This is a genomic window from Gluconobacter sp. Gdi, from assembly GCF_014132155.1.
GTDB lineage: Bacteria > Pseudomonadota > Alphaproteobacteria > Acetobacterales > Acetobacteraceae > Gluconobacter.
Genome location: NZ_BLJQ01000011.1, coordinates 1 through 24,510, shown reverse-complemented (window position 1 = coordinate 24,510; position 24,510 = coordinate 1). Strand labels below are relative to the sequence as shown.

Below are 24,510 nucleotides of genomic sequence, written 5' to 3'. Positions count from 1 at the left end.
CAGGTACCAAGCTGGCATTGACCTTACATTCAGACGCGATCGAACGTCTGGACCAAATCGCGCCAGAATGGCTCTGAAATCAGACGATCGTACTCGTTCGCCCATTGAAGCTGAACGCTGGAGACGTCCTTGCGGTAGGCACGCAGCGCCTTGGACAAACGCTCGCGCGCTTCCTTATAAAGCTCGGGGTCATTCGAAAAGATATGATATCCGATTTGCTGAGGATCATAGTACGCCCAGTCACGACCAGAGCGGATATCGCGCCAGTTAATATCATTACGGCTATTAAAGACCGTCATCTGACGGCGACGTGCTGAAATCGCATCCAGCGGCGTCTTCTTTCTCGTCATCAGCGATACGTTCCCGTTACGGCTCAAACGCTGATAGAGATTGTAGCCGCGAAGAAGAACACCCCGTCCACGTTTCGTACGGCTAACCCACGGAACAATGAACTTGTCAGACGTCCCAGGCGGGGTAGGAATTACACCAACTGGAAGAGACTTCTCGAAGCGGTGATTGGCGTTGAAGCGTTTGTAGACCTTCATGATATCCGCATGCAGATCCGCAGCATCCGTGTCTGCGAGAATGCTTGGGCCCTTAAGAAAGTCCTCAACTGCCAGAACAAGCAGCATAGCCGAACCGTAGTGGTAAATGTCGGCAAAACCACGGAAGCGCCGAAGAAGCAAACGGGTGACACGACGCATGATCTTGGAAATGCGCTTATCGACTTCTTCGCGGGACGTCTCGAAACTGTCTCCGACGAGAAGCGCATACAGCACCTCAATATGGCAGGAGAGGCGAATCAGCTCATTGCGGATATTGTAATACGCAAACCAACCTTCGGGCTTTGCATAATACGGCTCATGCCAGACTGCGATCCCCGGAATAGACAGTACATGGCCGCCGCGCATTGTCAGACGCACGCCATATTCAACGTCATCCAGATGCACAAAGCAGGGGAGCGGCATTCCGAACTTGCGGAAACCATCCACATGACCGCCGAAGAGCCACCAGCCGTTGAAATTCAGCGAATGGTTGCGCATGAGCGCGTCTTTTGCGGACAACTCACCCAGATCACTTGGGGCGAGTCGTGCGAAAGGACGCTCAAAGCGGTCTGGAACCCAGTGCGCACCACCATCTGCCAGGCGAGACGGGTCGTATACGTCAAGCTGTGCGCCGCCAATAAATACTTCCGGGTCCAGGCTGAGCCGGAACAAATTGGTCATACGCGCGATGGCCGTTTTCTCAACGTCTGCATCGTCGTCGAGCATCACGATATGTGTGTAGCCACCGTTTTCCAAAGCTTCAAACATACCACGTCCGAAACCACCGGCCCCGCCAACGTTACGCTGCTGTATGACGCGGACGTTTTCGGGCCAATGTTCCTGACGTTCTACCGTCCGGGCATTATCGACAATGATGATACCGTAACCGGGGTATTCTGCTTCAAGCGCGCTGACCAGACGGTCCACATTGCCCGCGAGCTGCTTCTCACGACGGAAAGTGCAAATTACGAAGCAAGGACGGACCTCCTGCAGCTTCGCATTGTACACACCCCACGTTGCGCGGCGCAGAATAACATCGGTTGGCGTTCCTTCGACACCTAGTGCATTCCATGCACTCCGATATGCTTTATGTAGAAGAGTGCCGCCGTCTGCTTCGGACTTTTCACTGGTTTCTTGGGCTGCTGAATAAAAATCCAGTGCTTCAATCGTAAAGTACCACCGGCCAAGTTTAGCCTCAGCTCCTACAATGTCGAAATCAATGCGAATTGTACGGACTTCATGAGGATCTTTGCCGACATGCTTTTCCATCGCAAATTCGGTGACCACACCAGCCTGAGAACGATGAAACAGGCCAACACGACAGCTTCCTTGTACTTCAAGCTCAAGATAAAGCTTTGCATTCGGAACAATGTGGTTGATTTCACGTTCGTAAAGCGCGGTCATGAAACCGTCAAACGTAACTACACGCCCACGCTCAACAATAACATTCCCATTGTCATCAAGATCTGTATACGGCTTTACCATATACAGGGACTTGCTTCTCTGGTCCGGTGAGAAGTTTATAGGAAAAAACGGGAAAAGGTCAGCATGTGAATACTTGCTTACCTCTGGAGTGCGATTAAGAACATTCATGGAGAAACCGTTACCTGCAAAAATTTATTAACACGTTTCATACCGCAAAGCCTCACTCACGCGAAACGCGTATAGCAAGGCTAGCAAGACAAAAAAATTACTCAGGAAGGATCGATGAAGAATGCCGGCAGTTGGGTGTCTGCTGCCAAGAGTTCATCAATTTGATCGCAAGCTTTCAAAGCTTCTGAAATCGTCACGTCCATATCCAAGTAACGGTAAGTACCCAGGCGACCAAGGAAGGATACTCCTTTAGTAGCCCGCGCGAGAGAAATATAATTGTCAAGCATTGTTTTTTCATTGGCGAGTCGAATTGGATAATATGGGACATCCTTCGGCTCAGCTAAACGACTATACTCCCGAAAAGAAACCGTTTTCTTTAAGGAATCCGCTTCCCATGGCGCAAAATGCTTATGTTCTGAGATGCGCGTAAACGGAACATCTTGATCGCAATAGTTAATTACTGCCGCACCTTGATAGTCTCCATCACTGTCGATGCGTTCGAAATCAAGAGTCCGGTACCCCAGACGTCCAAGTCTGAAATCGAAATAACGATCGATCGGCCCAGTATAAAAAACGTGCTGGAATTCTTCGGAAAGATCTTCGAATTTCGTATTCAGCCGAACTTCGATGTTCTCGGATTTCAGGATATTCTCGACGATGGCCGAGTACCCCTCTTCCGGCATCCCCTGGTACGGATGATTGAAATAGTTATCATCATAATTGAAGCGCAGCGGAAGCCTCTTGAGAATGGAAGCCGGTAACTCGGTAGGTTCCAGTCCCCACTGCTTCCTCGTATATCCGTAAAAAAAGGCTTTGTAGAGCTCCGGACCAATCATCGAGAGTGCCTGCTCTTCGAAGTTCTTCGGCTCCTTGATCGACGTGTCAGCCTTTTCTGCGATAAAGGCACGCGCCTCCTTGGGAGACATAGTCGTATTGAAGAACTGATTAATCGTCAGGAGATTGACCGGGAGCGTGTACATACGTCCTTGGGAAATCGCCTTTACCCGATTGATGTACGGCTGGAACGTCCCGAATTGCTGGATGTAATCCCACGCGCGCTGGTCAGCAGTATGAAAAATGTGTGGGCCATAACGATGCACCATCACGCCCGTCGTTTTGTCACGTTCGGTATGACAGTTTCCGGCGATGTGGGACCGCTCGTCAAGAAGAAGGACTTTATGACCCTTCTCTGAAAGGTGACGGGAATAATGGCTCCACTGAAGCCAGCGCCGACAATACAAAATCTCATAACGTTATTCCAAGTTCAAAAATTTTTGCACGATTATATTGCATAACCATTGGGATGACTCTCGCGCCAACGCAGCGCGGTCTCCACAATGCGATCAAGATCTCCAAAACGCGGCTCCCAGCCAGTCTCCTTCCGAAGCGTGGTGGAATCAGCCACAAGTAGAGAAGGGTCCCCCTCACGTCGCGGCGCAGCCTCCCAAGGAACCTTCCGTCCGCTCACCCGCTCTACACTGCGAATGACCTCCAGATTCGAATATCCCTGCCCGTTACCGATATTATACGTGACGCTACGATGGTCGATCTGGCCAAGCGCACGCACATGGGCATCAGCAAGATCTGTCACGTGGATATAATCGCGGATACAAGAACCGTCTCTGGTAGGATAGTCCGTACCAAATAGCTTGAGTGCCGGACGGCGCCCCAGAGCGGCATCAATGGTTAGGGGAATCAGGTGGGTTTCAGGGCGGTGATCTTCCCCTGCCCGTCCCTCCGGATCAGCTCCTGCGGCATTGAAATACCGTAGGCAGGCACTCCTCAAACCATAGATCGAGTCAGCCCAGTGCAGCACACGTTCGATCATGAACTTGCTCTCACCGTAAGGCGACCCAGGCTGAACCGGTGCAGTTTCAGGAATGGGATCCAGGCGTTCAGGCCCACCAAAGAGAGCTGCGGTGGAAGAAAAAACTATTTTCTTCACCCCTTGCTCGACGCAGGTCTGCACGAGATTCAACGCCGTCAAGTAATTCTGTCGCAGATAGTGCAGCGGTTCGCGCATACTGTCCCCGACAAGGGACAAAGCCGCAAAATGCAGAACACCATCCCAGGGTCCTTGGGCAACAACTTCGGCAGTTGCCTGATAGTCAAGCAAATCCACTTTGTGGAAGGCCACACCGACTGGGACAGCTGCACGATAACCCGTGCTCAGATTATCCAGAACGACCACTTCATGACCCGCGTCTAGCAAAGCAAGAACGACATGACTGCCGACGAAACCAGCGCCCCCAGTAACGAGATAACGCATTCAAGACTCCCAAAAAGATTGACGCATCCGAGGCATTCAGAAAATTCGTCAACGAGCTACCAAAAAAAGAGCCCTTAACGCCACAGCCATTGCAAGACGTCCGGAAGGATGGACGCTCCATGAACATGGGAAAGATCCCCTTCCCCAGTCACTAGCTGATAGTCATACCCCTTGAAGGCCAGAGCCCTAGCCATAGTGCGATTTCCCGCCGGCCAGTCCAACCCTTCAAAGCGACCGGACAGCCGAGCATTGATCCCCACCTGCAGGAATACCCGCAAGGGCTTGGGATCGGACTGCATGATGATATCCGGGTACGCTCCGCCCCCGCGGATATCCACGAAACTGCCGCAAGCGGAAAAGACCTTTCCGAACACATCTGGACGCTGCCACGCAGCTGTGAACGCACAGATGCCGCCACTGCTGAACCCCCCGATCGCTCTCTGGGCGGGATCATCCATAATCGTGACGTGCTTGCGGACCTCAGGAAAAACCTCCTCGTCCAGAAAGCGGACATAATGATCCGTCAAACTGTCATACTCAAAGGAACGCTGCTCACTCGCCAGCCCGTGCTTCTGGTTTGGCTTCCCCGCCTCTACAAACAACACGGCCATAGGTGGAAGCAGGCCATCCGCTATCAGATTGTTCAGAACCACGGGTACCTGCCACGGACCATCGTCGGCTTTAAACCACCATCCGTCCTGAAACACCATCAGCGGCAGAGCACTATGTCCATCATACCCAGCGGGCCGATAAAGCCATGCTTCATGTCGGCAGTCTGGAAAAATGGAGGACGGTGGGATTGATAACGTAATCTGGGTTCCCTCAGGCACATCAGACCGACGTTCGATCGCTGGATGAGGAACATAAATCGAATTCGGATCGTGCCGTGGTACGGCAACCATCGGCTTGCTCATATCCCCAGAGCCATTATTTCCATGAAGGGTGTTAATATGAAAGTCGATGGCCTCATCAACGTCTTCGAACGAGTGGAACAGACCATCTTTGAGCACATATGCCCGTTCACAATGCTCCCGGACAAAATCCTCGTTATGTGAAACGATAACTCGTGCCCGGTTCGCCCGTTTTTCAAAAAGCTCAATCTGGCACTTTTCATGGAATTTGTGATCTCCAACATGGACAACTTCATCAATGAGAAAGCAGTCGAACTCAATACTCATCGAGATGGCGAACGCCAGACGCGCAGCCATTCCCGACGAATAAGTTCTTACTGGTTCGTCAAAATAAAGGCCAAGTTCGGCAAAATCTTGAATAAACTGCAGAGTATCTTCGATTTCCCGCCCGTAGATACGTGAAATGCACTTCGCATTATCCCTACCAGTCAGAGCACCTTGGAAAGCCCCACCGAACGCCAAAGGCCATGATACAGACATCTGCCGCTCGACAGTACCGGAAGTCGGCAGTTCCGAACCACTCAGGAGACGGATTGTAGTCGATTTACCCGCGCCATTCCGACCGAGAATTCCAACTTTCTCTCCTGGACGGATTAAGAGATCGGCTCCCCTAAGAACCCGATTAATCCCTCCTCGAACATGATAATTTTTACGGACATCCCGGAACTCGATCATTGCAGCGTCATGCCTCGGGAAACGAACCTCACGCCAATCATCGCAAAAAAAGACTGAATGATGTTCCAGATCACAACGTACATCACATCGAAATGCGCGGTGAAAAGAGACCCGAAATATCCATCTCGGATAATTTCGGAACAATTCACCATCGGGATCATCAAAAGGTAATACTGCGATGCAGCAGGCATGGCATCCACCAGAAAGCCAAGCCCTGAAAATCCAATCATAAGATAGGTTATGGGGTGCCAGAGCCGCTCAAAGAGTTCTGAATGCTCGCTGATGGAACCGACAAGGATCGCCAGGCTCGCCCCGAACCAGACCATCAGTACCCAACCTCCTATAACTTCCAGAATATTCTCAGGAGGGTCCATCCAGCCTATGCTACAGAACAGGGCCGAAAGAACCACAAATGACGTGGTAACGCCTCCCACTTCCAGAAGCAGACGCGCCGCATAAATATCTATGGGTCTGACATTCCTGTGATGCATGAGGCCAAGATGGATTTCCACCGCCTTATTCAGGCGGTTGGGCATGTTACGCCATACAAGAACGGTGGAATATCCTGTCAGGGCGAAAGCCACGATAGGAATGTTAGACGCGTGAGACATGTGCCCCAGCGTCCAGAGCGTCGTTATTCCCAGCGTAAATAGCATTGGCTCGCCGAAAAGCCACAGCACACCAATGTTGTGCCGCCCATAGCGTGTCAGGGTTTCGCGCAGAAAGAGCGCCCAGATGACACGCCTCTGGATAACGAAAGAGCGGGCAAAAGAGCCATGTGAACTCATGGCCGTCAATCCATATGTTCCCGAACGCTTGCATTCAGCATCCGGGCGATATTCCACAGAATGAGCCCCATGAGGAATGTCGCGAAAATATCCCTCATACGATAAGGCTCCTCAGAAGCATCAGGCAGGCTAGGCTGAGCAATCCGTTCAACATAGCTTTGCTGACGCCGCGCTTCCATTTGCGCCTGCTCCAGAGAGGAAACGGCGGCGGCAAGCTGCTTACCCGCAATCTGGTCCGCAAGGATCAGGCCCTGATAATCCGACGCTTTGGATGCAAGGGAACCGTCAGTGCCGGAAATTTTCGTAACCTCATTTGTCATCTCCTTCGAGAGACTCATGATGCGGTTCTGAAGAACTGCAATACCAGGATTATTAGCCGTCGTTTTCTGCATCGTCGCAAGCTGGGCACGTGTTGCTATCAACGCATCCTCGAACTTGGAAAGCATCTGCAACTGCCCGGATGCCTGCTGCTCCGGATTCATGATCCTGTGGCTATTCCGGTAATCAGCAATAGCAATTGCAGCTTTCTGAGCAGAAGCCTCAGCTTCTCGCACTTCACGCGTTGCAAACTGGATCAGATCTGAACGCGCCCTTTCGTTCAGATGGTTGACCGTGTCTTCAGCCATCTTCAAAAGCTCTTCATTGAACTTCTGGGCATTCTGGGGCTGATAAGCCCGCACCGTCAGAGTTGTAATTCCAGTCGTAGAATTGTTGTCAACCTTAACCTTACGCTGGAAATAGAGATACAGGTCCTCGAAAGATGAGGAGATTTTCACCGGGTCATAGCGATTGAAAACTGAAACATGCGGATCACTGTACGCATGAACAAAAGCGTTGTCCGTGTTGATAGAATGCAGCGCATCACGGGAAATAATGTAGTCGTCAGCAGCGTATGCCTCATCGCTGGAATTGGCAATCCCAGCGCTCTTGAACATGACGCCCAACCCACTCATCGAAGGCTTTTCAGGAGACCGCACGACAAAGCGCGATTCCGAAATATAAACATCCGACGCAAGAAACCCGAAATAGAGAATTGAAAGCAGTGTCGGAACAACAACAAACCCTAGAAACAAATAGTCTGAGACAAGTTTCTTGACATTACTCATGAACAAAGACGACCTTTACAACGGGCTGCCAGAAACACAAACCGCAACATTCAAAAGAACGGAATTGGGCACGAACGACACCAAACAATATTATGCACGACATGGCTTCCAAACAGGACCCACCCTCGCCGCAACCTCTTTACATACCCCTACCGCAAAGCTCGCCTTGAAAGTTCAGCACTCCTCAAACCCGCCTGAAACCTTCTCAAAGAGAAAAAGATTGTCGCATTCGCCTTTTCCTAGGTCAAGTTGGAGGTCATTCTGCCAGAAAGCCTTCAGTAATAACTTTTTCGGTGCCTGGGCGGTAGACGCCCCCCCTTCTCCAGTTCTTTGCCTAGACAACCCAAAGTTTCCTTAGTAGCCAACCCCCGTATAAAAAATATATTATTTTACTTACCGGAAATTAATATAAAAATTTCAACACGTTATACCTCACAAACCTGCAATAATCTGAAAGGCAATTACGACCGCTATCTACCGCACGTTACAAGCATCATCATGCGCCTTACCAAATTCGTAGATGGACCCGACATACATCTCCGGCAGATACCCCCGAAGTTTTCCAAGTTCGCTGCATTTATCGAATTGTGAAACTTAGGGAGAAAAATAGCCGCCAAGGCTTTCTTCTCACGCGATAAGCAGATTTTATCACCGTACAGAAATAATTATTTTTAGAAGCCGCCTACATATTAATCACTTACGATAACACAACCCAATAAAACGATATATTCCTCGTATCGTCTCAAGTGAAAATTCTAACGCTGCACAGTCGCACTTCGCGGTTAGCACCTAGAAAACTTGGAAATTCCAAAACATAGACATTCCCCCCAGAACACAACATAGGCAAGAAAGGTCAAAGCATACTCACCAGCTTGCAACTTTAGTTTACCGCTTCACCTACAAAAAAATCATTCTGAAACAAATTATATCATGCCTTTTAATATTTTTATAAATGATGGAAAATCGAAAAAATCACCCGTAACAGCGGAAACATTATGATATACTTGGTTTGCCACTCTGGTTATCTGAATTTTGGTGATGAATTAATCGCCAAAACGTGGATTAATTTCCTAACAAACAAATTTCCGCTGGAAGAAATCTGGGTAGACACGTGCAATCCGGGCGTATCTGCAGTGGCATTCAAAGACTACAAAAATATAAAATTTACCGACACTTTATGGACTGCATCCAGAAACTCCATCAACAAGGGAATTGATTACATTTTGGACCTTGGCTTCCAAAATGACGGCGGAGTTTCGTTCGCCAATGGGCTCGAATTAATCAAATCAGCACGCTGCGTTCATATGATTGGCGGTGGCTACATGAATAGTGAGTTTTATTTTAACTACGCAATCATCGCAATTCTGGCAAAGTTAAAGAAAGAAGCCGGGTTCGAGCTTTTTGGTACCGGCCTTGGCCTAGAGCCTATCGATCAGTCATACGAGCGTATTATCGGAGAATTCTTCAAGGTCTTCTCATGGATCGATGTGCGAGACGAAAAAAGCTATCAGCGCTTGATTCATTGGGGCCTGAAAAGCAAGGCATCCTTCTCGTGTGACGATGTCTTCCTCTCTCCTATACCTCAAAGTGATGAGGACAGACCGGGCAAATTAATCATCTCCGCCCAGCCGGGGAGCAATCCTTTCCTCGTCGTCTCCTTTCTCCTGAAGCTTATCGAGCATTGCCCCCAGGCACAGAATGGCATTGAATTTCTTACTCTGGACGCCATTTCTGACCACATCATCATTGACAAGGTAGTCAGCATATCCAGACGGACTGATATCGTTGTCCGGGACTTCAATGATCTCTGGAAAAACGGCTTTCAAATCAGCTCGAACGATTTTGTTTTTTCGACACGTTTTCATGCCCACCTTGTCGCTTCGATGATGGGAGCTCGTGGCCTTTGTGCGTCCGTAAGTGTCCCTTACTATGACGTTAAACACCTATCGCTGATCGAAATGGGCTCTGGCTTCGATATCATCGGCATGCATGATTTCACTTTCTCCTACGACTGGAATAAGAAGACAGAAACTTTCCACGATCACGCGCAAACTGCCTGCAAAACAAAACTCGACATCGTCGACAAAGTTTACGGATTTATGATCGAGAGCAGCATCAACGATAATACTATTGATAATTCGACAAACCTCTCGGTTTGATGGGACACTCCTTTGACAGGAATTGATCCCCTTATTTCCTACTAACTGGCCTGCAACGATCTAACGGATCAAACAGGAGGTGCCCCCATCAGGAAACGCCTCCTGTCTTTTTGATATCTCACCTCAGAACAGTAGCAATCATCACTCGTCAGGGCGTCTGTGAAACTTATCGTGCGATCATTCGTCAAGATCAGAGAAACGTACCGCCAACCGGGACATTAGCCCCCTATCTCAACGGACGGATGACATCATGAAAAGAAAACTCGCACTAATTATTGCAGTCACGACATCTCTTGGCGCGTCAGGTGTTGCGCTCGGGCAGCCCGTGATCATCACAGAACATGGAAAGCCGGCAAATTTTCGAGGAGTTACCTCCGATAAAACGGAAATAGAAAAGGCATTCACCACTACGTCCGCTCCGGATGTCTATTTTCCGCCTTCAACGGAAGGATACCATCTCTCCAAGGCGCTCCCCAGCGATACGCTCGGCACCTATCATTTGAATGGCAATATTTTCTCTGGTCCGGGTATTGGTGCACCTGAAAATGGGCGCGGAACATTCAACGCCACCTATACAAATCCGTGGAATGTCACTTCTAATCTCAAATACGTGTTTGACCCAGCGGCACTTCCGCAAAAAGACCATGTAACCACACAGGCCATTTCTCTAGAATGCCGCCCCAATCGCCCCAATCTTCATAATCCCAACCCGAACCGAAACTGGGTTGCTTGCATCTACCGGGGCATGGATTCCGGGACGGGCGGCGGCAAGAACACGTCCATCAGTTCAGAAATTGACAACGATGTTCTGAACCTCAGCACCAATTCTGCAACAGATATGGAAGTTGATGTTAATTTTAACGGCAAAGTACTGGATGGCAAATGGTCTCGTGGGCTATTTCTGACTGGCGGAGGCGCGCCCGGAAACCAGACGAATTCGGTTGCATTGGATATCATGCACGTCGCCTATGACCATTCGTGGCTTCCTTGGACGACCGGAATTTCAATCCGTAATGCCACGAACATGATCCAACTCTATAAGACACAGCCTACCGAAACTGGCTTTTTCCTGGAAACGTTCGACCAGCAGCACACTGAAACGTCTCACCTCGACAAGAACGGCTATCTGGATATTCAAGGTCTGCGCCTTATTGCCACCTCGTCTCCCAAACCGGCAACGGAATGCAAGAAGGGGCAGGTAACATGGGATGACGACAATCTCTACCTTTGCACCTCAGCAGGAAAGTACAAAAAAGTCGCGCTACAAGCATTGTGATTGAGTATTTATTTCCTTTTTTCTCGCTAGGCATCAGCAGTCAAACATCAATTAAGTCAGATGCGCCAGTGTGAAGATCGCACCGTCACCAAGCACGGATCGTCGGAAATCTGTATTTCATCTAGGAATACAGATTTCCGGATACCAATAGCATCGCGAAATCGAGGAACCGTCGATTGAGGTTCCTAAAGTCTGATTGGGGGCTCAACGGATAGGTCTTGATAGTTGTCCGAGACAGCTTTTGCTCCGCATTTGAAACAGAGCAGAAGGCATTGCGCTCTGGATTACTATACGATGCCACCAATGCTCTCGATGAAGAGGAAGCGGCGCGTTTTATTCCAATGACGCTGGTGAACAGCCCCATCTTCGATTCTGATCGCCTAAACTCCTGGTTCAATGGCAAGATCTGTTGCAGGTCGCTCCGTTCTTATGCCGCTTGAGCGTCGTAAAATTCCGCGTTTAGCAGCAATACCTGTCCTTGTGAGACAGCCTTGCCGGCTTCTCTTTCCATGCCTTAAAAACAAATCCATTCCAAAAGTCTGACTTCTCACCATTGACATTGCGCTGCGTTTGGAAACGCCATCAGTGCAGCAACCAAAAGCTGGTCTGACACCTACAGATAACCGGCATCCCACAAGACCGTATCTAAGTGTTTCAATCACACCCGGGTGGTTCAGACCTTCTCGAAGCCGTCAGATTGTCTTTGCGTCAAGAGCGAGGTCCGATAGTCCCAGACTGAAAAAAGCGCTTGAAAGAGAGGTGATCGTTGATCAGTTCCTTCGCCCGCTCACCGAACAAATTATTCAGCGCCTACGATTACTAGAATTTTGAACATCAGAACCGGATCGACTGACTTTATTCCCATCTGAATATACCAAATTCTTACCCATATCAGGTCAAAACATCTCAAAGTCCACAGTTCAGGAAAATGCCTCGAATTTGATCACCAAGTCCGCTCAGGCGAGCCAGTCGCTCTTTAACATCAAAAAAAACCGCACTGTTTCATCTCGCCATTCCTTCAGTCAGAACAGAAGGAACGAAATCATAGACAGTAGCTCAAAACCAATAGGTTTTTAGAACCCTCCAATTGTGAGCTATATTGCTACCGAGACGGTCACATATAGAACCAGGGGATCATTCTTTGACCGTATTTCTGGTAGATATTATGCTGTCTCCTGTCAGCTAAGAATGATCGGGCACTACGAAAAAGCGAAAGAGAGATCTTTCTTAGTAGAGGCCTATGGCCAACGACTGGCATCCTTCTATAACAGCATTGCCGCCACGTGAGCACACCCTCTCCTTTTCCCCCATTCGAAGGCTTCTCTATTCTATGCGTGTCGATTGTTTTCCAAGTAGCAACCGCTCACCCCTCAGAATGGCACTACTACTCGGCGTCCTGTCGCTCAGCGGATGCAGTGCACTCCCGGGGAATGCACCCACCGAGAGTGCTGTGCTGAAAGCGGCTACCGACAAGACCCGGAATCCTTTGGGCTTTCTTGTCACGCAAGTCACGCCCGAAGTCACAAAGGTACTCGCAACCGAACACCCCCCCCTTATCTCGTCCCTTTATGCTGATAGTTCACGCCTGATACCTAATGACCGTATCGGCGTGGGGGACGTGCTCAACATTACGGTTTTCGAACTCGGAAGCGGCCTGTTCTCGGGGGCAGCCCCCAGTGTCAGTTCCAACACCGATCTCTCAGCCGCATCCGGTGCAACGGGAAGTGTAACTCACCAGACTCTTCCCCCCACCGAAGTGGAAGCTGATGGAACACTGACCATCCCTTATGTAGGGCGCCTACATGTCGTGGGGATGACACCTCAAAATCTTGCCGAGAAAATTCGTACGGCACTAACGGGGAAGTCTCAGAACGCAGAGGTGATGGTCCATATCGGCACCGACATTTCCAACACCGTTATCATCTCGGGCGCCGTTCATCATCCGGGACGGGTCCTGCTGAGCACGGCACAGGAACGCCTGTCAGACGTTGTTGCTATTGCCGGAGGCGCAAATTACCCCCCCGAAGACACGTTCGTTCAACTTGTTCGCGGCAATAAGTCTGGGGGTACGGATCTCGGAACGCTAGAGACCTATCCCAAGGAAGATATTCCAGCCAGACCGGGAGATCGTATTCATGTTGTCTACCAGCCCCGCAGCTATACGGTGTTTGGCGCGGCTTCCAAGAATGCCATGCAAGTTGATTTCAACTCCCCTACTGTAAACCTCGCAGAAGCAATCGCACGCGTTGGCGGCCCGAATGATAACTTGGCGGACCCTAACGCTGTCTTCCTCTTCCGTTTTGAGGACACTGTAGCAGCCAAAGCCCTGAACCTGCAGACTGCTGAAACTCTCCAGGGAATTCCTGTAATCTACAAGCTGGATATGATGAACCCTTCAAGCTATTTCCTTGCCCAGCGGATACCCATCAAGAGCAAGGACGTGATCCTGATCGCGAATGCTAAGACTGACCGTTTCTATAAGTTCAATCAGTTGATCAGCACCCTTATAAGCCCAGCGATCACGGCAGCGTGGATTGCACGCTAAATTTTCAGTTTTCTAATTTTTCTAGTCCGAATTATGTAATTATATTCGCATATCATAGATGTATGATACGCGAATATAAACAAATGCAAAATACTTGACATATATTTTAACCAATCATTCCTATCACAGCAAAAATTTTGGCGGCTATTTTCTTGACCTGATTGCTCTATTCATAGGATCAAACTAGCGCTTACCTAAAAAGATTATGATTAGTCTGAAACTGTGCCGTATCTGCTGCTGATCTGACGCAGAAGGCAACCGTGCATAATTGGTTCCTGAACTGAACAATCCTCCGGCATCCGGTCAATCTCCAGCCGTGCTATTCATGTGCTTCCGGAAGCTTAACAGTTCAAACCTTGCGCGTCCTCAAGCTACTTTCAAGCACTTAGTCAAACTCTCCGTACAGAGTTTCTGACCGATCTCAAACAGCACTCTGAAGCTGAAAAGGCGCATCTCCGCGGATTATTCGCGCTCTACAAGAAAAATATATTTATCATTACATAAAAAATAGTTTCAACGTCATGTCTAAAAAAATCTCCGCCTAACTTAATAGGCGGAGAAGTAGAAATCCCTCTCAGGACTACATACTATTATTTAATATCCACTACAAATGGATCAACGACGACCCGTTGGGCGACCACCACCGCCGCCACGACGAGCGCCATCACCACTACGTCCACCAGCAGGAGGGCCGGAACGACGGCGACCGCCGCCATTTCCACCACCGCCCCTCTGGCCGCCACCGCCACGACCACCACCCAACACTGGCGGACGCATCGTGGAGTTTTGAGCCGCATCAGAGTGGTAAGGATGATCGGTTACAACAGGGATAGCCTTGTCGATCTTCTTCTCGATATCCCGAAGCCACGCACGCTGCTCGGCATCGCAGAGCGAGACGGCCCAGCCATCGCGGCCAGCACGCGCTGTACGACCGATACGATGAACGTAAGATTCAGGGACATTTGGCAGATCGTAGTTGAAGACGTGAGAAACATCATCAACGTCAATGCCACGCGCAGCAATGTCTGTCGCGACCAGGACCTTGATCGTCCCGTTGCGGAAGCCAGCCATGGCACGTTCACGCGCACCCTGGGACTTGTTCCCGTGCAGTGCTTCGGACGTAATGCCGTTCTTGTTCAGGAATTCCGCAACCTTGTTCGCTTCATGCTTCATCAGCGTAAACACGACCGCACGTACGACATTTGAGCTCTCAACGAGCATCAGTGTCGCATCCTTTTTCTTGTCCGTCTCCACGAACATCACAGCCTGACGGATGCGATCAACCGTGCTGGATTCAGGTGTTACCTGAACAGTAGCAGGGTCCTTCAGCAGAGAATGAGCAAGATCGCTAATGGACTGCGGCATCGTTGCCGAGAACAGAACCGTCTGACGGCGCGCAGGCAAGAGAGCCATGATGCGGCGGATATCACGGACGAAGCCCATGTCGAGCATACGATCGGCTTCATCCAGCACCAGAACCTCCAGGGCAGAAAGATCGATGTGACCCTGCCCAACCAGATCCAGCAGACGGCCCGGCGCAGCCACGAGAACATCCACGCCACGGCGCGTTGCCTCGACCTGGCGTCCCTGTCCGACCCCGCCGAACACGACTGCATGCGTCAGCTTCATGTGGCGTGCGTATGCAGCAAAGCTCTCATCGATCTGGGAAGCCAGCTCACGCGTCGGAGCCAAAACCAGTACCCGGACACTCTTTGGAGTTGCCGGGCGACGATGCCGCAGCAGGTAGTCCAGGATCGGCAGCGCGAATGCAGCCGTCTTGCCTGTTCCCGTCTGAGCCAGACCAAGAAGGTCCCGTCCTTCCAGAAGGTAAGGAATGGAGCCAGCCTGAATGGGGGTTGGCGTGGTGTAACCCTCTTCAGCAAGGGCTTTCTGAAGTGGCTCGGCGAGTTTGAGCTCTGCGAAACTGGTCATGGACCCCTCCTGAGGGATAACAAGGCCTGGCTCGCACAGCTAGTTCGCACTTTATGCACGAAGAAAATGCCTGCTTTGAGCCTAGAGAGTTGATGAAAGACGAACCTTCACACCGAGACGCAGGCACACGGCTGGACATGCGCGGAAGCCCGAGAGCCTTCGCACATTGCCCACTTCACTTTTCCTGCAAGAATCAGGGAAGCAAAGCACCTTGTGCCAAAATCGACCAGCATGACGAAGAAACCGTCAGCATCTCCCTGCTTTCAGGCAGAGATATCTGCAAACGGATGTAGGGCAGCTTCCCCTGCCTCGCAAGGGAATTGAGGGCTATGATTTATAAAAAATCATTATTATTTCACGTGTTTTGCAAAACAGTGAAGCTCCCGAGCATGCACAATGCACAGAGAGAAAAGAACCGCCCCCTACCCGCGACGCAACAAAAAGAGTGCCTGCTCACCAAAGAGATTTGCGAAGCGAATTGAGCGCCGCCAAGGCGCTTTCAACCCATCCTCATCAATGGCAAGCCATTGCTGCACAATATATCCCTCTTCCTCACACAACGCGAGGAAATCCCGAATAGTGCACGGATGGATGTTGGGCGTGGAATACCAAGGCGTACTCCACACTGATGTCATCGGCATGCGGCCGGTTGTCAGAAGCTGCAAACGCAACCGCCAATGACCAAAATTCGGGAAAGAGATGATGGCGTGGCGCCCTATCCGCAACATTTGCCGTAACACTTCCCGGGGACGCTCAACCGCCTGAAGTGTTCTTTGCAGAACAACATAGTCAAACGAGTCATCGGGATAGTAGGACAGATCGTGATCTGCATCTCCGTGCATAACCGGCAGACCATGCGCAACGGACTGCGTCACGCTCTGCATGTCGATTTCAATGCCGCGAGCGTCGCAGTTTCGCGTCCGATACAGATAATCGATGAGCGTACCGTCGCCACTTCCGACATCCAGAACGCGGGCCCGGGTTGGAATCATCTCCGCAATCAAACGCTGATCCAGCCGCATCAGACCCCCTCCACTTTCGTCAGACCTGCATGCTCAGCCGCACCATTCAGGAAACCCCGAACCGTTCGATCCAGATCAGGCTCGTCTAGCAGAAACGCGTCATGCCCACGATCGCTCTCAATTTCCACAAAAGAGACGTTTGCTCCGGCTTTGTTCAATGCCCGCACCAGAAGACGGGACTGAGACGTGGGGAAAAGCCAGTCTGAACTAAAGGACACAACGCAAAAACGCGTCTCGCACTTGCGAAACGGTGCCGAAAGATCGCCATCATGCTCGGCGGCCAGATCAAAATAATCCATCGCCCGCGTTACTGTCAGATACGAATTTGCATCAAACCGGCGCACGAATGTTGAACCCTGATGCCGCAGATAACTCTCAACTTCGAACATCTCACCAAACAGAGAAGGACTGCTGGCAGCCGGCACGGCCGTTGGAGCTTCACTTCGAACTTTACGTCCGAACTTCCGGCTCAGAGCCTCTTCAGACAGATAAGTAATGTGGGCCATCATCCGCGCGACCCCCAGGCCACGAGCCGGAATGGCGCCAAAGTCTCTGTAATGGCCATCATGCCAGTCAGGATCTGCAAAGATCGCCTGACGGCTGACTTCGTTGAATGCAATATTCTGGGCTGAGTGAAACGGCGACGTTGCAATCGGCAAAGCCGCAAAGACGCGCTCTGGATAATCGGCAATCCACGTCAGCGCCTGCATTCCTCCCATGGAGCCGCCTACGACAGCAAAAAGACGCTTGATGCCCAAGTGGTTCAACAGACATGCCTGAGAAGCGACGATATCGTGCATGGTGATGGGAGGAAATTCACTATCCCACGGCCGCCCGGTCTCTGCCCGAATGGACTTCGGACCGGTAGATCCCATGCACCCGCCCAGCACATTGGGGCAGATGACGAAAAATCTGTCCGTATCGATTGGAAGGCCAGGCCCAACCATGCGGTTCCACCAGCCCGGCTTGCCAGTCAGTGGATTAGGCTCCGCCAGATACTGATCTCCGGTCAGAGCATGACAAACCAGTATGGCGTTGCCGCGATCAGGCGCGAGGGTGCCATAGGTGCAGTAAGCAACTTCAAGCGGCGCAAGATGAACGCCGCATTCCAGATCCATCCCCTCTTCCAGGTACATGGTCTGATGCGTGTAAACGGGACTATCTTCCTCAAAGGAAGACACACTGCGGTCCATCAGTCTTCCACCTCCGATGCCGACGGGAGGGCGTCGATGCCCTTCGGGGCCGACGGTATGACATTCTCCGCACCCCACGGCAAATCACCCTTCTTATTGACGATAAATTAACGCACTTGAAATTCATTAAGAAACAGTAAAAAACCGTTTCATGCTTCACACCCTCCCGGATTCATCCAGCCCAGCCGTCTCTGCAGCCTCGGATGCTTTCGCACCAAGCGCGCTTCAAATTCTGGGATACTCCGGGGTGTTTGATGCAACATATTATCTGAAGAACAATCCAGACCTCCAGAACCTCGGAACCGCAGCTCTGCGGCATTATCACCAGCACGGCTGGAAAGAGGGCCGCAAACCCAACCCTTTTTTTGATCCTCATTGGTATATCGCCCAAAATCGGGATGTTCTGGGAGATCCGCTCTTACATTACGTCACAAATGGAGAGAAAGAAGGTCGCCGACCAATCGGCTGGTTTGATCCTGGCTGGTACACTCAAACTTACCCCATTCCACAAGGGATGCTGGCGCTGGCTCATTATCTGCTCAACCGCCATACCCAGAAATTAAAGCCTATTGCTGAGTTTGATCCGGCTTTTTATTTAAAAACCTATCCCGATGTAGCCGCCGCCGGTCTCGACCCGCTGGAACATTACATGATCCAGGGCTTCCGTGAGGCCAGGCAGCCATTTGAAGGCTTTGACCCTGTTTACTACCGGAAGAATTATCTTCGCCATGCTCCGGACAGTAATCCGCTTCTCCACTATCTGGAGAACAAGAACCGTTCGGGAATTCATTCTTCATGCCCGCCAAATGAAGTCACAGTCTTTCGGGAAGTTCGGCGGCGTAGCGCGCCAGGCCCCTCCTTTGAGGATTTCAACCCACTTCCCCAGAGCGCAATCAGACGCGCCCGTGTCCTTGCATATTACTTGCCCCAATATCATGCCACATCCGAAAACGATGAATGGTGGGGCAAGGGATTTACAGAGTGGACCAATACGTCGCGCGCACTCCCCCGCTTCGCAGATCATTATCAGCCCCGGATTCCGCGTGACCTGGGTCATTACACTCTGAATTCTCCAGACCTTCTGGACCGTCAGGCCCAAATGGCCAAGGCCGCCGGAATTGAAGGGTTTGTCTTCTATTTTTACTGGTTCAATCGAAAACGTCTCCTTGACGGGCCGTTAGAGATGCTTCTGGCCAACCCTCAGATTGACCTCCCATTTTGTCTGATGTGGGCCAATGAGAACTGGAGCCGCCGCTGGGACGGATCAGAAGATGATATTCTGATTGCCCAGCATTACAGAGACGAGGATGACAACGCTCTCGTAGACTGCTTTGCCAGACATATGTGTGATCCACGATACATCAGGATCGGGGATCGCCCTCTCCTCATGGTGTACCGCCCTGGAACCATTCCCAATGCACGACAAGCCTTTGCGCGCTGGCGTGAACTCTTTCGGGAAAGACATGGCCTCAACCCCATATTTATTATGGGACAGGCTTTTGGAGATGAAGACCCTCATTCCTTCGGTGTTGAAGGAGCCATTGAATTCCCTCCGCACAAAGTCGTTTCCGACTGCCGCCTCATCAATGAAAACGTTCAAATTCTTGACGAAGACTTCAGAGGACAGATCTACGATTACACGGATATTGTAGAAAATGCGCTCCGACAGCCAAGCCCGTCTTTTCCCCTTATCCGCACAGCGGCGCCTTCATGGGATAATGACGCACGACGTCAGGGCAACGGCCTCGTCATGCACGGGTCAACTCCTGAGCTTTATGAGAAATGGCTCAATGGCCTCGTCAACTCCGCGCAAAAGAACCGCTTTTTCGGGGAATCCATTGTCTGCATCAATGCGTGGAATGAATGGGCAGAAGGCGCCTATCTAGAGCCAGACGTTCATTTTGGGAGCGCCTATCTGAATGCCACAGCCAGAGCCTGCACCGGCTTCAAAAGCTCCTCAAACAAAGTGCGCCTGCTGCTGATTGGGCACGATGCTTTTCCTGCCGGCGCGCAAAAACTCCTCCTGGAGACAGGTCGGACATTCCGAAGATCTTTTGGTGTCGATATCCGCTTCATTCTGCTTGAAGGCGGCGCAATGATGGAAGACTACCGGGCCATTGCCCCTGTTGAAATCTTGCCCCCCACAACTGGCCATGCCATGGCGCGCCTGAATACGTTGCGGGCAGAAGGTTTTGAATACGCGCTATTAAATAGCGCGGCGTCATCGACAATTGCGCCTCTGTTGCATGACAATGCAATCACTTACACATTCCTTATTCACGAATTACCTCACCTTCTCCAAAGCCGAGATCTACGGAAATCTATGGGAGGCGCGTGCGAAACGGCCCAGTCAGTTGTTGTCCCCACACGCTCCTGCGCCGCACGGCTCGGCTTGGAAAAACACCCTCGCACGACGATCCTTCCTCAGGGTTTGTATGATCAGACAACCTTCAGCAGGCCCGCTCGCGAAGCGCTCAGATCACAGTTAGGCCTTACGGGTCAGGATCTTCTGGTCATTGGGGTTGGCTACGCGGATATGCGAAAAGGTTTCGACCTGTTTCTCCAGCTCTGGAGGAAGCTGGCTGGGCGAGCTCATTGTGTATGGGTCGGTGCAATTGATCCGGTCCTTCAGGATGGTTTGAGAACCGAAATCGATCATGCCCGCACAAGCGGCACCTTTCATATGCCGGGTCGTGTTTGCAACGTATCAGACTGGCTGTCGGCCTCTGACGTCTTCACTTTGACCTCGCGCGAAGACCCCTACCCTTCCGTCGTCCTGGAAGCTCTGGCATCAGGCCTGCCCTGTACGTCTTTTGCAGACAACGGTGGCATTCCAGAGCTTCTTAAAAGCCTGCAAGACGACCCGACAACATGCAATACAATTGTGCCATTCGCCGATGTCAGAGCCATGAGTTTGGCAGCGCTGGAACTTGCCCAATGGTCAAAAGGCCGCACTCAAACCAGCCGACAGGACGCGGCACGCAAACTCGGGAAGTCCTTTCTTTTTCGCCCTTACGCTGAGCAACTTCTGCGACTGGCTGCGCCAAAAGTCCCATCAGTGTCTGTCGTAGTCCCCTCTTACAATTACGCTCGTTATCTGGAGGCCCGGCTTGTCTCCATTTTTACGCAGACGTTTCCAGTTCTGGAAATTATCGTTCTCGATGATGCATCGACAGATAAGAGCGTCGAGATCGCGGTGGATACTGCTGCCGAGTGGGGACGTGACGTTCGCATCATCAAAGGCAGACGCCCTTCCGGATCGGTCTTCGCTCAATGGCAGAAAGCACTCAAACAGGCACAAGGCGAATGGGTCTGGATCGCGGAAGCAGATGATCTCTGTGACCCTCACTTTCTGGAAAAACTTGTTCACGCTGCGCATCAGTGCCCGAACACGGTCATGGCATTTTGTGATAGCCGCTCAATAGATGAGAACGGCGCACCGCTTTCCGCATCATATCAACCATATTGCATGGAAGCAGCCGGAAACCTTCTTGAACACGATGGGCAATTCAGCGGACAAGATTTTCTCCAAACATGCCTGGCTGAGCGTAATCTGGTTCTCAATGTCAGCAGCGCTATTTTTCAAAAAACAGCGATGCAAGCGGCTCTAAAAAAATGCAAGAAAGACTTGGCAGTTTTGAACGTCGCCGGAGACTGGCGCGTTTATCTTGAGCTTTTAGATAATAAGGACGTGAGTGTTGTTTATGTCAGCGATGCCATGAACATCCATAGACGACATCAATCGTCTTCGACCCATACGCTCAATCAAAATACTCATCTCGAAGAAATAAAATTCATGCATGAGCTTGTTTCAAGAAGATTACATTTTTCTGACGAGCAGGCTGAAAGGCAAAAGCTTTATCATCAAAAAATTCGTCAGCAATTCGGTTTGTAATTTTATAGGATGGAATTCCAAGACAGGCCTTCACCCGTTACCGGAACAAACAATTATTCCATACAAAGACGGATGTCACGGGCGTATCTGATGTCTTGGGTCAGAGAACCATCGCATGAGTTTTGCGAAATGAGAGAGTTACATTGGCGCTGACGAACGCCTGAAACCGCCAGAACTTGGGTGCTTTCCTGGATGAAATGAATAATCTCTATTCCAGTAATGAGAGACTGACGCAGATCCATATCTACGTCCAAGACGTAAATAGAGATCTATTTTCTACTTATTACTTCGCAGTTATTATTCGTTGCGCACTCAAACAGGAAAAAGTGTTTGACGGGTGGCAGCCTGCTTGACGCCCAAGCATTTCATACCCCCCTATGACACATCATATTGTGAGGTTAGCCATGGCACAGTTCTCAATCGGCGATCATGTTTCGGACCTCAAAGGCGCCCATGACGGCAAACTTGTCGATATTGAAGGTTCCACTGGTTATGTGATGCAAAGCAATGGCGTAGAAGTCGATTTTCCGCTGTCCCAACTCAAGCCTTACGAACCTCCAAAAGTCTCTGAAATTCGGACCCTGTCTGGCCCTTTGCGAGACAGACTTCTAACTCCCGCCCAAAAGACGCTGCTGGCTTCCGTTCCGCCTTCCCTCATTAATGCGATCGCTAAAAGTTATGATGCGGGCAGTGATGGTGAAAGCTCGCGTCCGCCTTTCGCAACACTACCAGAGTCAAAAAGACTGGAAGCCATTCGTATTTATCTCCCTACGCTCCCGCAGCGTCTTTTAGCGTCTCATATGAATCTGGTGGTAGCGATGCGAGATATCGCAAAATCATGAATTATTGGAGCGGTTAATAGGTGGGAGTACTTGTAAGAACCGCAGAAGATGTGATGCGCGCATAGAGATAAAAGAACCGATTGAACGCGTTGACCCCGCTTGGCATCACCCGTAAAACTCCGCGTTCTGAAACAGCGAAGCCCAACCAGGCGCAGCATTATTGAGCGCCGGAGGCGCCGCGTGTCCATGTCCATGACTTTCGCCGATCTTTCCTTGGCGCCGACTCTCCTAAGCGCTCTGGCTGAAGAAGGGTATGTCACACCTACCCCCATCCAGGCACAGTCAATTCCTATGCTGCTGGCAGGCCGCGATCTCTTGGGTATGGCGCAAACTGGCACAGGCAAGACAGCATCTTTTGCGCTCCCGCTACTCCACCGTTTGGCAGCCAACTCTCGTACAGCACCAAAAGGTGGCGCACGCGTCCTCGTACTCGCACCAACACGTGAGCTTGTTTCCCAGATTGCAGATGGTTTTGAGAAATTCGGGCGCAATCTGAGCCTTCGCGTAACAACGATTTTCGGCGGTGTCAGCCAATTCCATCAGGTCAATGCACTTGAAAATGGCGTAGACATTATTGTCGCCGCTCCAGGACGGCTTCTGGATCTTATCGAACAGGGCTTATGCGATCTCTCGCAACTTGAAGCGCTTGTACTTGATGAGGCCGATCAGATGCTGGATATGGGCTTTGCAAAACCAATCGAGCGTATTGTCGCAACGCTGCCGAAAGATCGGCATACCGTTCTATTTTCAGCGACAATGCCGAAATCTATCACAGCTCTGGTCGAGAGCCTTCTCCGCGATCCAGTAAAAGTCGAAATTGCGCCTCCATCGACCACTGTGGATCGAATTGAGCAGTCGGTGATGTTTATGGATGCCGCCCACAAAAAAGCAGCTCTTCTCGCACAACTCGAGACACAGGATGTTGGTCAGGCTGTTGTCTTCACACTTCAGAAGAACATCGCCAATGAGGTCTGTGCCTTTTTAACCGAGGCAGGAATTACTGCTGAAGCTTTGCATGGCAACAAATCTCAAGGGCAGCGAGAGCGTGCACTCAATGCGTTCCGCGAGGGAGCTGTACAGGTGCTTGTCGCAACAGATATTGCTGCCCGCGGCATCGACGTCGACACAGTCACACATGTTTTCAACCATGATCTCCCAAGCCTACCCGAGAGTTACGTCCATCGGATCGGTCGTACCGGCCGCGCTGGGCGCAGTGGTTTCGCCATTACCCTTTGTGATGCCGAACAACGTGCGTGGCTGCATGGTGTGGAACAAGAGATCGGTCGCACATTAATGGTTCACACCGATCATCCTTGGCATTCAGAAACCGCACGTCACTCAACCATGAGAGCACCCGTGCTAGGAGGCGGCCCAGTCAAACAGGTCAAGCCGCAGGTCAAGCGTGAGCGCAAGGTCTGGACCGAAGAAGAAAAGCTTGCCGCACGTGAAGCAGCCAAAAGAGCTTAAAGAACGATTTGCTTATAGCTTTACCTGCCCATGGAGGGCTTAGCGGATAAGCCAGCATCAATTAAACACTTGATGCTGGTAGCCCGGGTGTATGACGCCAGCTAATTCCAGAATTCACATACTTTTACCAAACGCGAAAATTACTGCAGGAAGCCTTTCCGTCTGTTTCCTTAGTAGTTTCTACCTAAACTCCCCGCAACACGAAAACCCCCGCTGTCTCGGTGAGAGAGCGGGGGTTTTGGAACTGTATTGGTGTGGTTGCGGGGGCAGGATTTGAACCTGCGGCCTTCAG

Annotated in this window: 14 protein-coding genes and 1 pseudogene; 6 read left to right on the top strand and 9 right to left on the bottom strand. The window is 50.8% G+C overall.

Annotation, left to right across the window (positions count from 1 at the left end):
- Positions 1-29: 29 nt before the first annotated feature.
- The 6 genes and pseudogenes from JN414_RS13760 to JN414_RS13735 all read right to left on the bottom strand — a co-directional run bounded on the left by JN414_RS13760 (position 30) and on the right by JN414_RS13735 (position 7,887).
- Entirely contained in the window at positions 30-2,030 is a 2,001-nt protein-coding gene (locus tag JN414_RS13760) for a glycosyltransferase (protein ID WP_237390082.1), read from the bottom strand.
- 209 nt (positions 2,031-2,239) lie between these two features.
- A pseudogene (gene glf / locus JN414_RS13755) lies at positions 2,240-3,387 on the bottom strand (UDP-galactopyranose mutase).
- A 33-nt stretch (positions 3,388-3,420) separates the two neighbouring features.
- Entirely contained in the window at positions 3,421-4,407 is a 987-nt protein-coding gene (gene galE, locus JN414_RS13750; protein WP_202208439.1) for a UDP-glucose 4-epimerase GalE, read from the bottom strand.
- Positions 4,408-4,481: 74 nt separating this feature from the next.
- Positions 4,482-5,993: an ATP-binding cassette domain-containing protein gene (locus tag JN414_RS17215; RefSeq protein WP_202208438.1), complete on the bottom strand. Its 1,512-nt coding sequence runs from the start codon at positions 5,991-5,993 to the stop codon at positions 4,482-4,484.
- A complete protein-coding gene (locus tag JN414_RS13740; RefSeq protein WP_237390080.1) occupies positions 5,990-6,781 on the bottom strand; it encodes an ABC transporter permease in 792 nt (263 codons plus the stop codon). The genes JN414_RS17215 and JN414_RS13740 overlap by 4 nt, the downstream gene beginning before the upstream one ends.
- A gap of 5 nt (positions 6,782-6,786) precedes the next feature.
- Positions 6,787-7,887: a hypothetical protein gene (locus JN414_RS13735; RefSeq protein ID WP_202208436.1), complete on the bottom strand. Its 1,101-nt coding sequence runs from the start codon at positions 7,885-7,887 to the stop codon at positions 6,787-6,789.
- Between the two features lie 995 nt (positions 7,888-8,882).
- Between JN414_RS13735 and JN414_RS13730 the strand changes: the two genes are divergently transcribed.
- The 3 genes from JN414_RS13730 to JN414_RS13720 all read left to right on the top strand — a co-directional run bounded on the left by JN414_RS13730 (position 8,883) and on the right by JN414_RS13720 (position 13,867).
- Positions 8,883-10,046: a polysaccharide pyruvyl transferase family protein gene (locus JN414_RS13730; protein ID WP_202208435.1), complete on the top strand. Its 1,164-nt coding sequence runs from the start codon at positions 8,883-8,885 to the stop codon at positions 10,044-10,046.
- A gap of 250 nt (positions 10,047-10,296) precedes the next feature.
- Complete coding sequence (locus JN414_RS13725; RefSeq protein ID WP_202208434.1) at positions 10,297-11,322, top strand: hypothetical protein; 1,026 nt, start codon at positions 10,297-10,299, stop codon at positions 11,320-11,322.
- A gap of 1,375 nt (positions 11,323-12,697) precedes the next feature.
- On the top strand, positions 12,698-13,867 hold the full coding sequence (locus JN414_RS13720) for a polysaccharide biosynthesis/export family protein (RefSeq protein WP_237390079.1): 1,170 nt from the start codon (positions 12,698-12,700) through the stop codon (positions 13,865-13,867).
- A 615-nt stretch (positions 13,868-14,482) separates the two neighbouring features.
- Here JN414_RS13720 and JN414_RS13715 read toward each other — a convergent pair.
- The 3 genes from JN414_RS13715 to JN414_RS13705 all read right to left on the bottom strand — a co-directional run bounded on the left by JN414_RS13715 (position 14,483) and on the right by JN414_RS13705 (position 18,014).
- A complete protein-coding gene (locus JN414_RS13715) occupies positions 14,483-15,799 on the bottom strand; it encodes a DEAD/DEAH box helicase (protein ID WP_202208432.1) in 1,317 nt (438 codons plus the stop codon).
- A 422-nt stretch (positions 15,800-16,221) separates the two neighbouring features.
- Positions 16,222-16,821: a methionine biosynthesis protein MetW gene (metW, locus tag JN414_RS13710; protein ID WP_064273068.1), complete on the bottom strand. Its 600-nt coding sequence runs from the start codon at positions 16,819-16,821 to the stop codon at positions 16,222-16,224.
- Positions 16,821-18,014 (bottom strand): homoserine O-acetyltransferase, encoded by a 1,194-nt coding sequence (locus JN414_RS13705; protein WP_202208431.1) that lies wholly within the window; start codon positions 18,012-18,014, stop codon positions 16,821-16,823. Before JN414_RS13705 ends, metW begins: the two co-directional genes overlap by 1 nt.
- Positions 18,015-18,165: 151 nt before the next feature.
- Between JN414_RS13705 and JN414_RS13700 the strand changes: the two genes are divergently transcribed.
- From JN414_RS13700 to JN414_RS13690, 3 genes are all read left to right on the top strand, one after another.
- Positions 18,166-21,909 carry a glycoside hydrolase family 99-like domain-containing protein gene (locus tag JN414_RS13700; protein WP_202208429.1) on the top strand — a complete coding sequence of 1,248 codons (3,744 nt, stop codon included), beginning with the start codon at positions 18,166-18,168 and terminating at the stop codon, positions 21,907-21,909.
- Between the two features lie 404 nt (positions 21,910-22,313).
- Entirely contained in the window at positions 22,314-22,751 is a 438-nt protein-coding gene (locus JN414_RS13695) for a hypothetical protein (protein WP_202208427.1), read from the top strand.
- A gap of 186 nt (positions 22,752-22,937) precedes the next feature.
- Positions 22,938-24,218, top strand: a complete 1,281-nt coding sequence (locus tag JN414_RS13690; protein WP_202208425.1) for a DEAD/DEAH box helicase — start codon at positions 22,938-22,940, stop codon at positions 24,216-24,218.
- Positions 24,219-24,510: the final 292 nt, after the last annotated feature.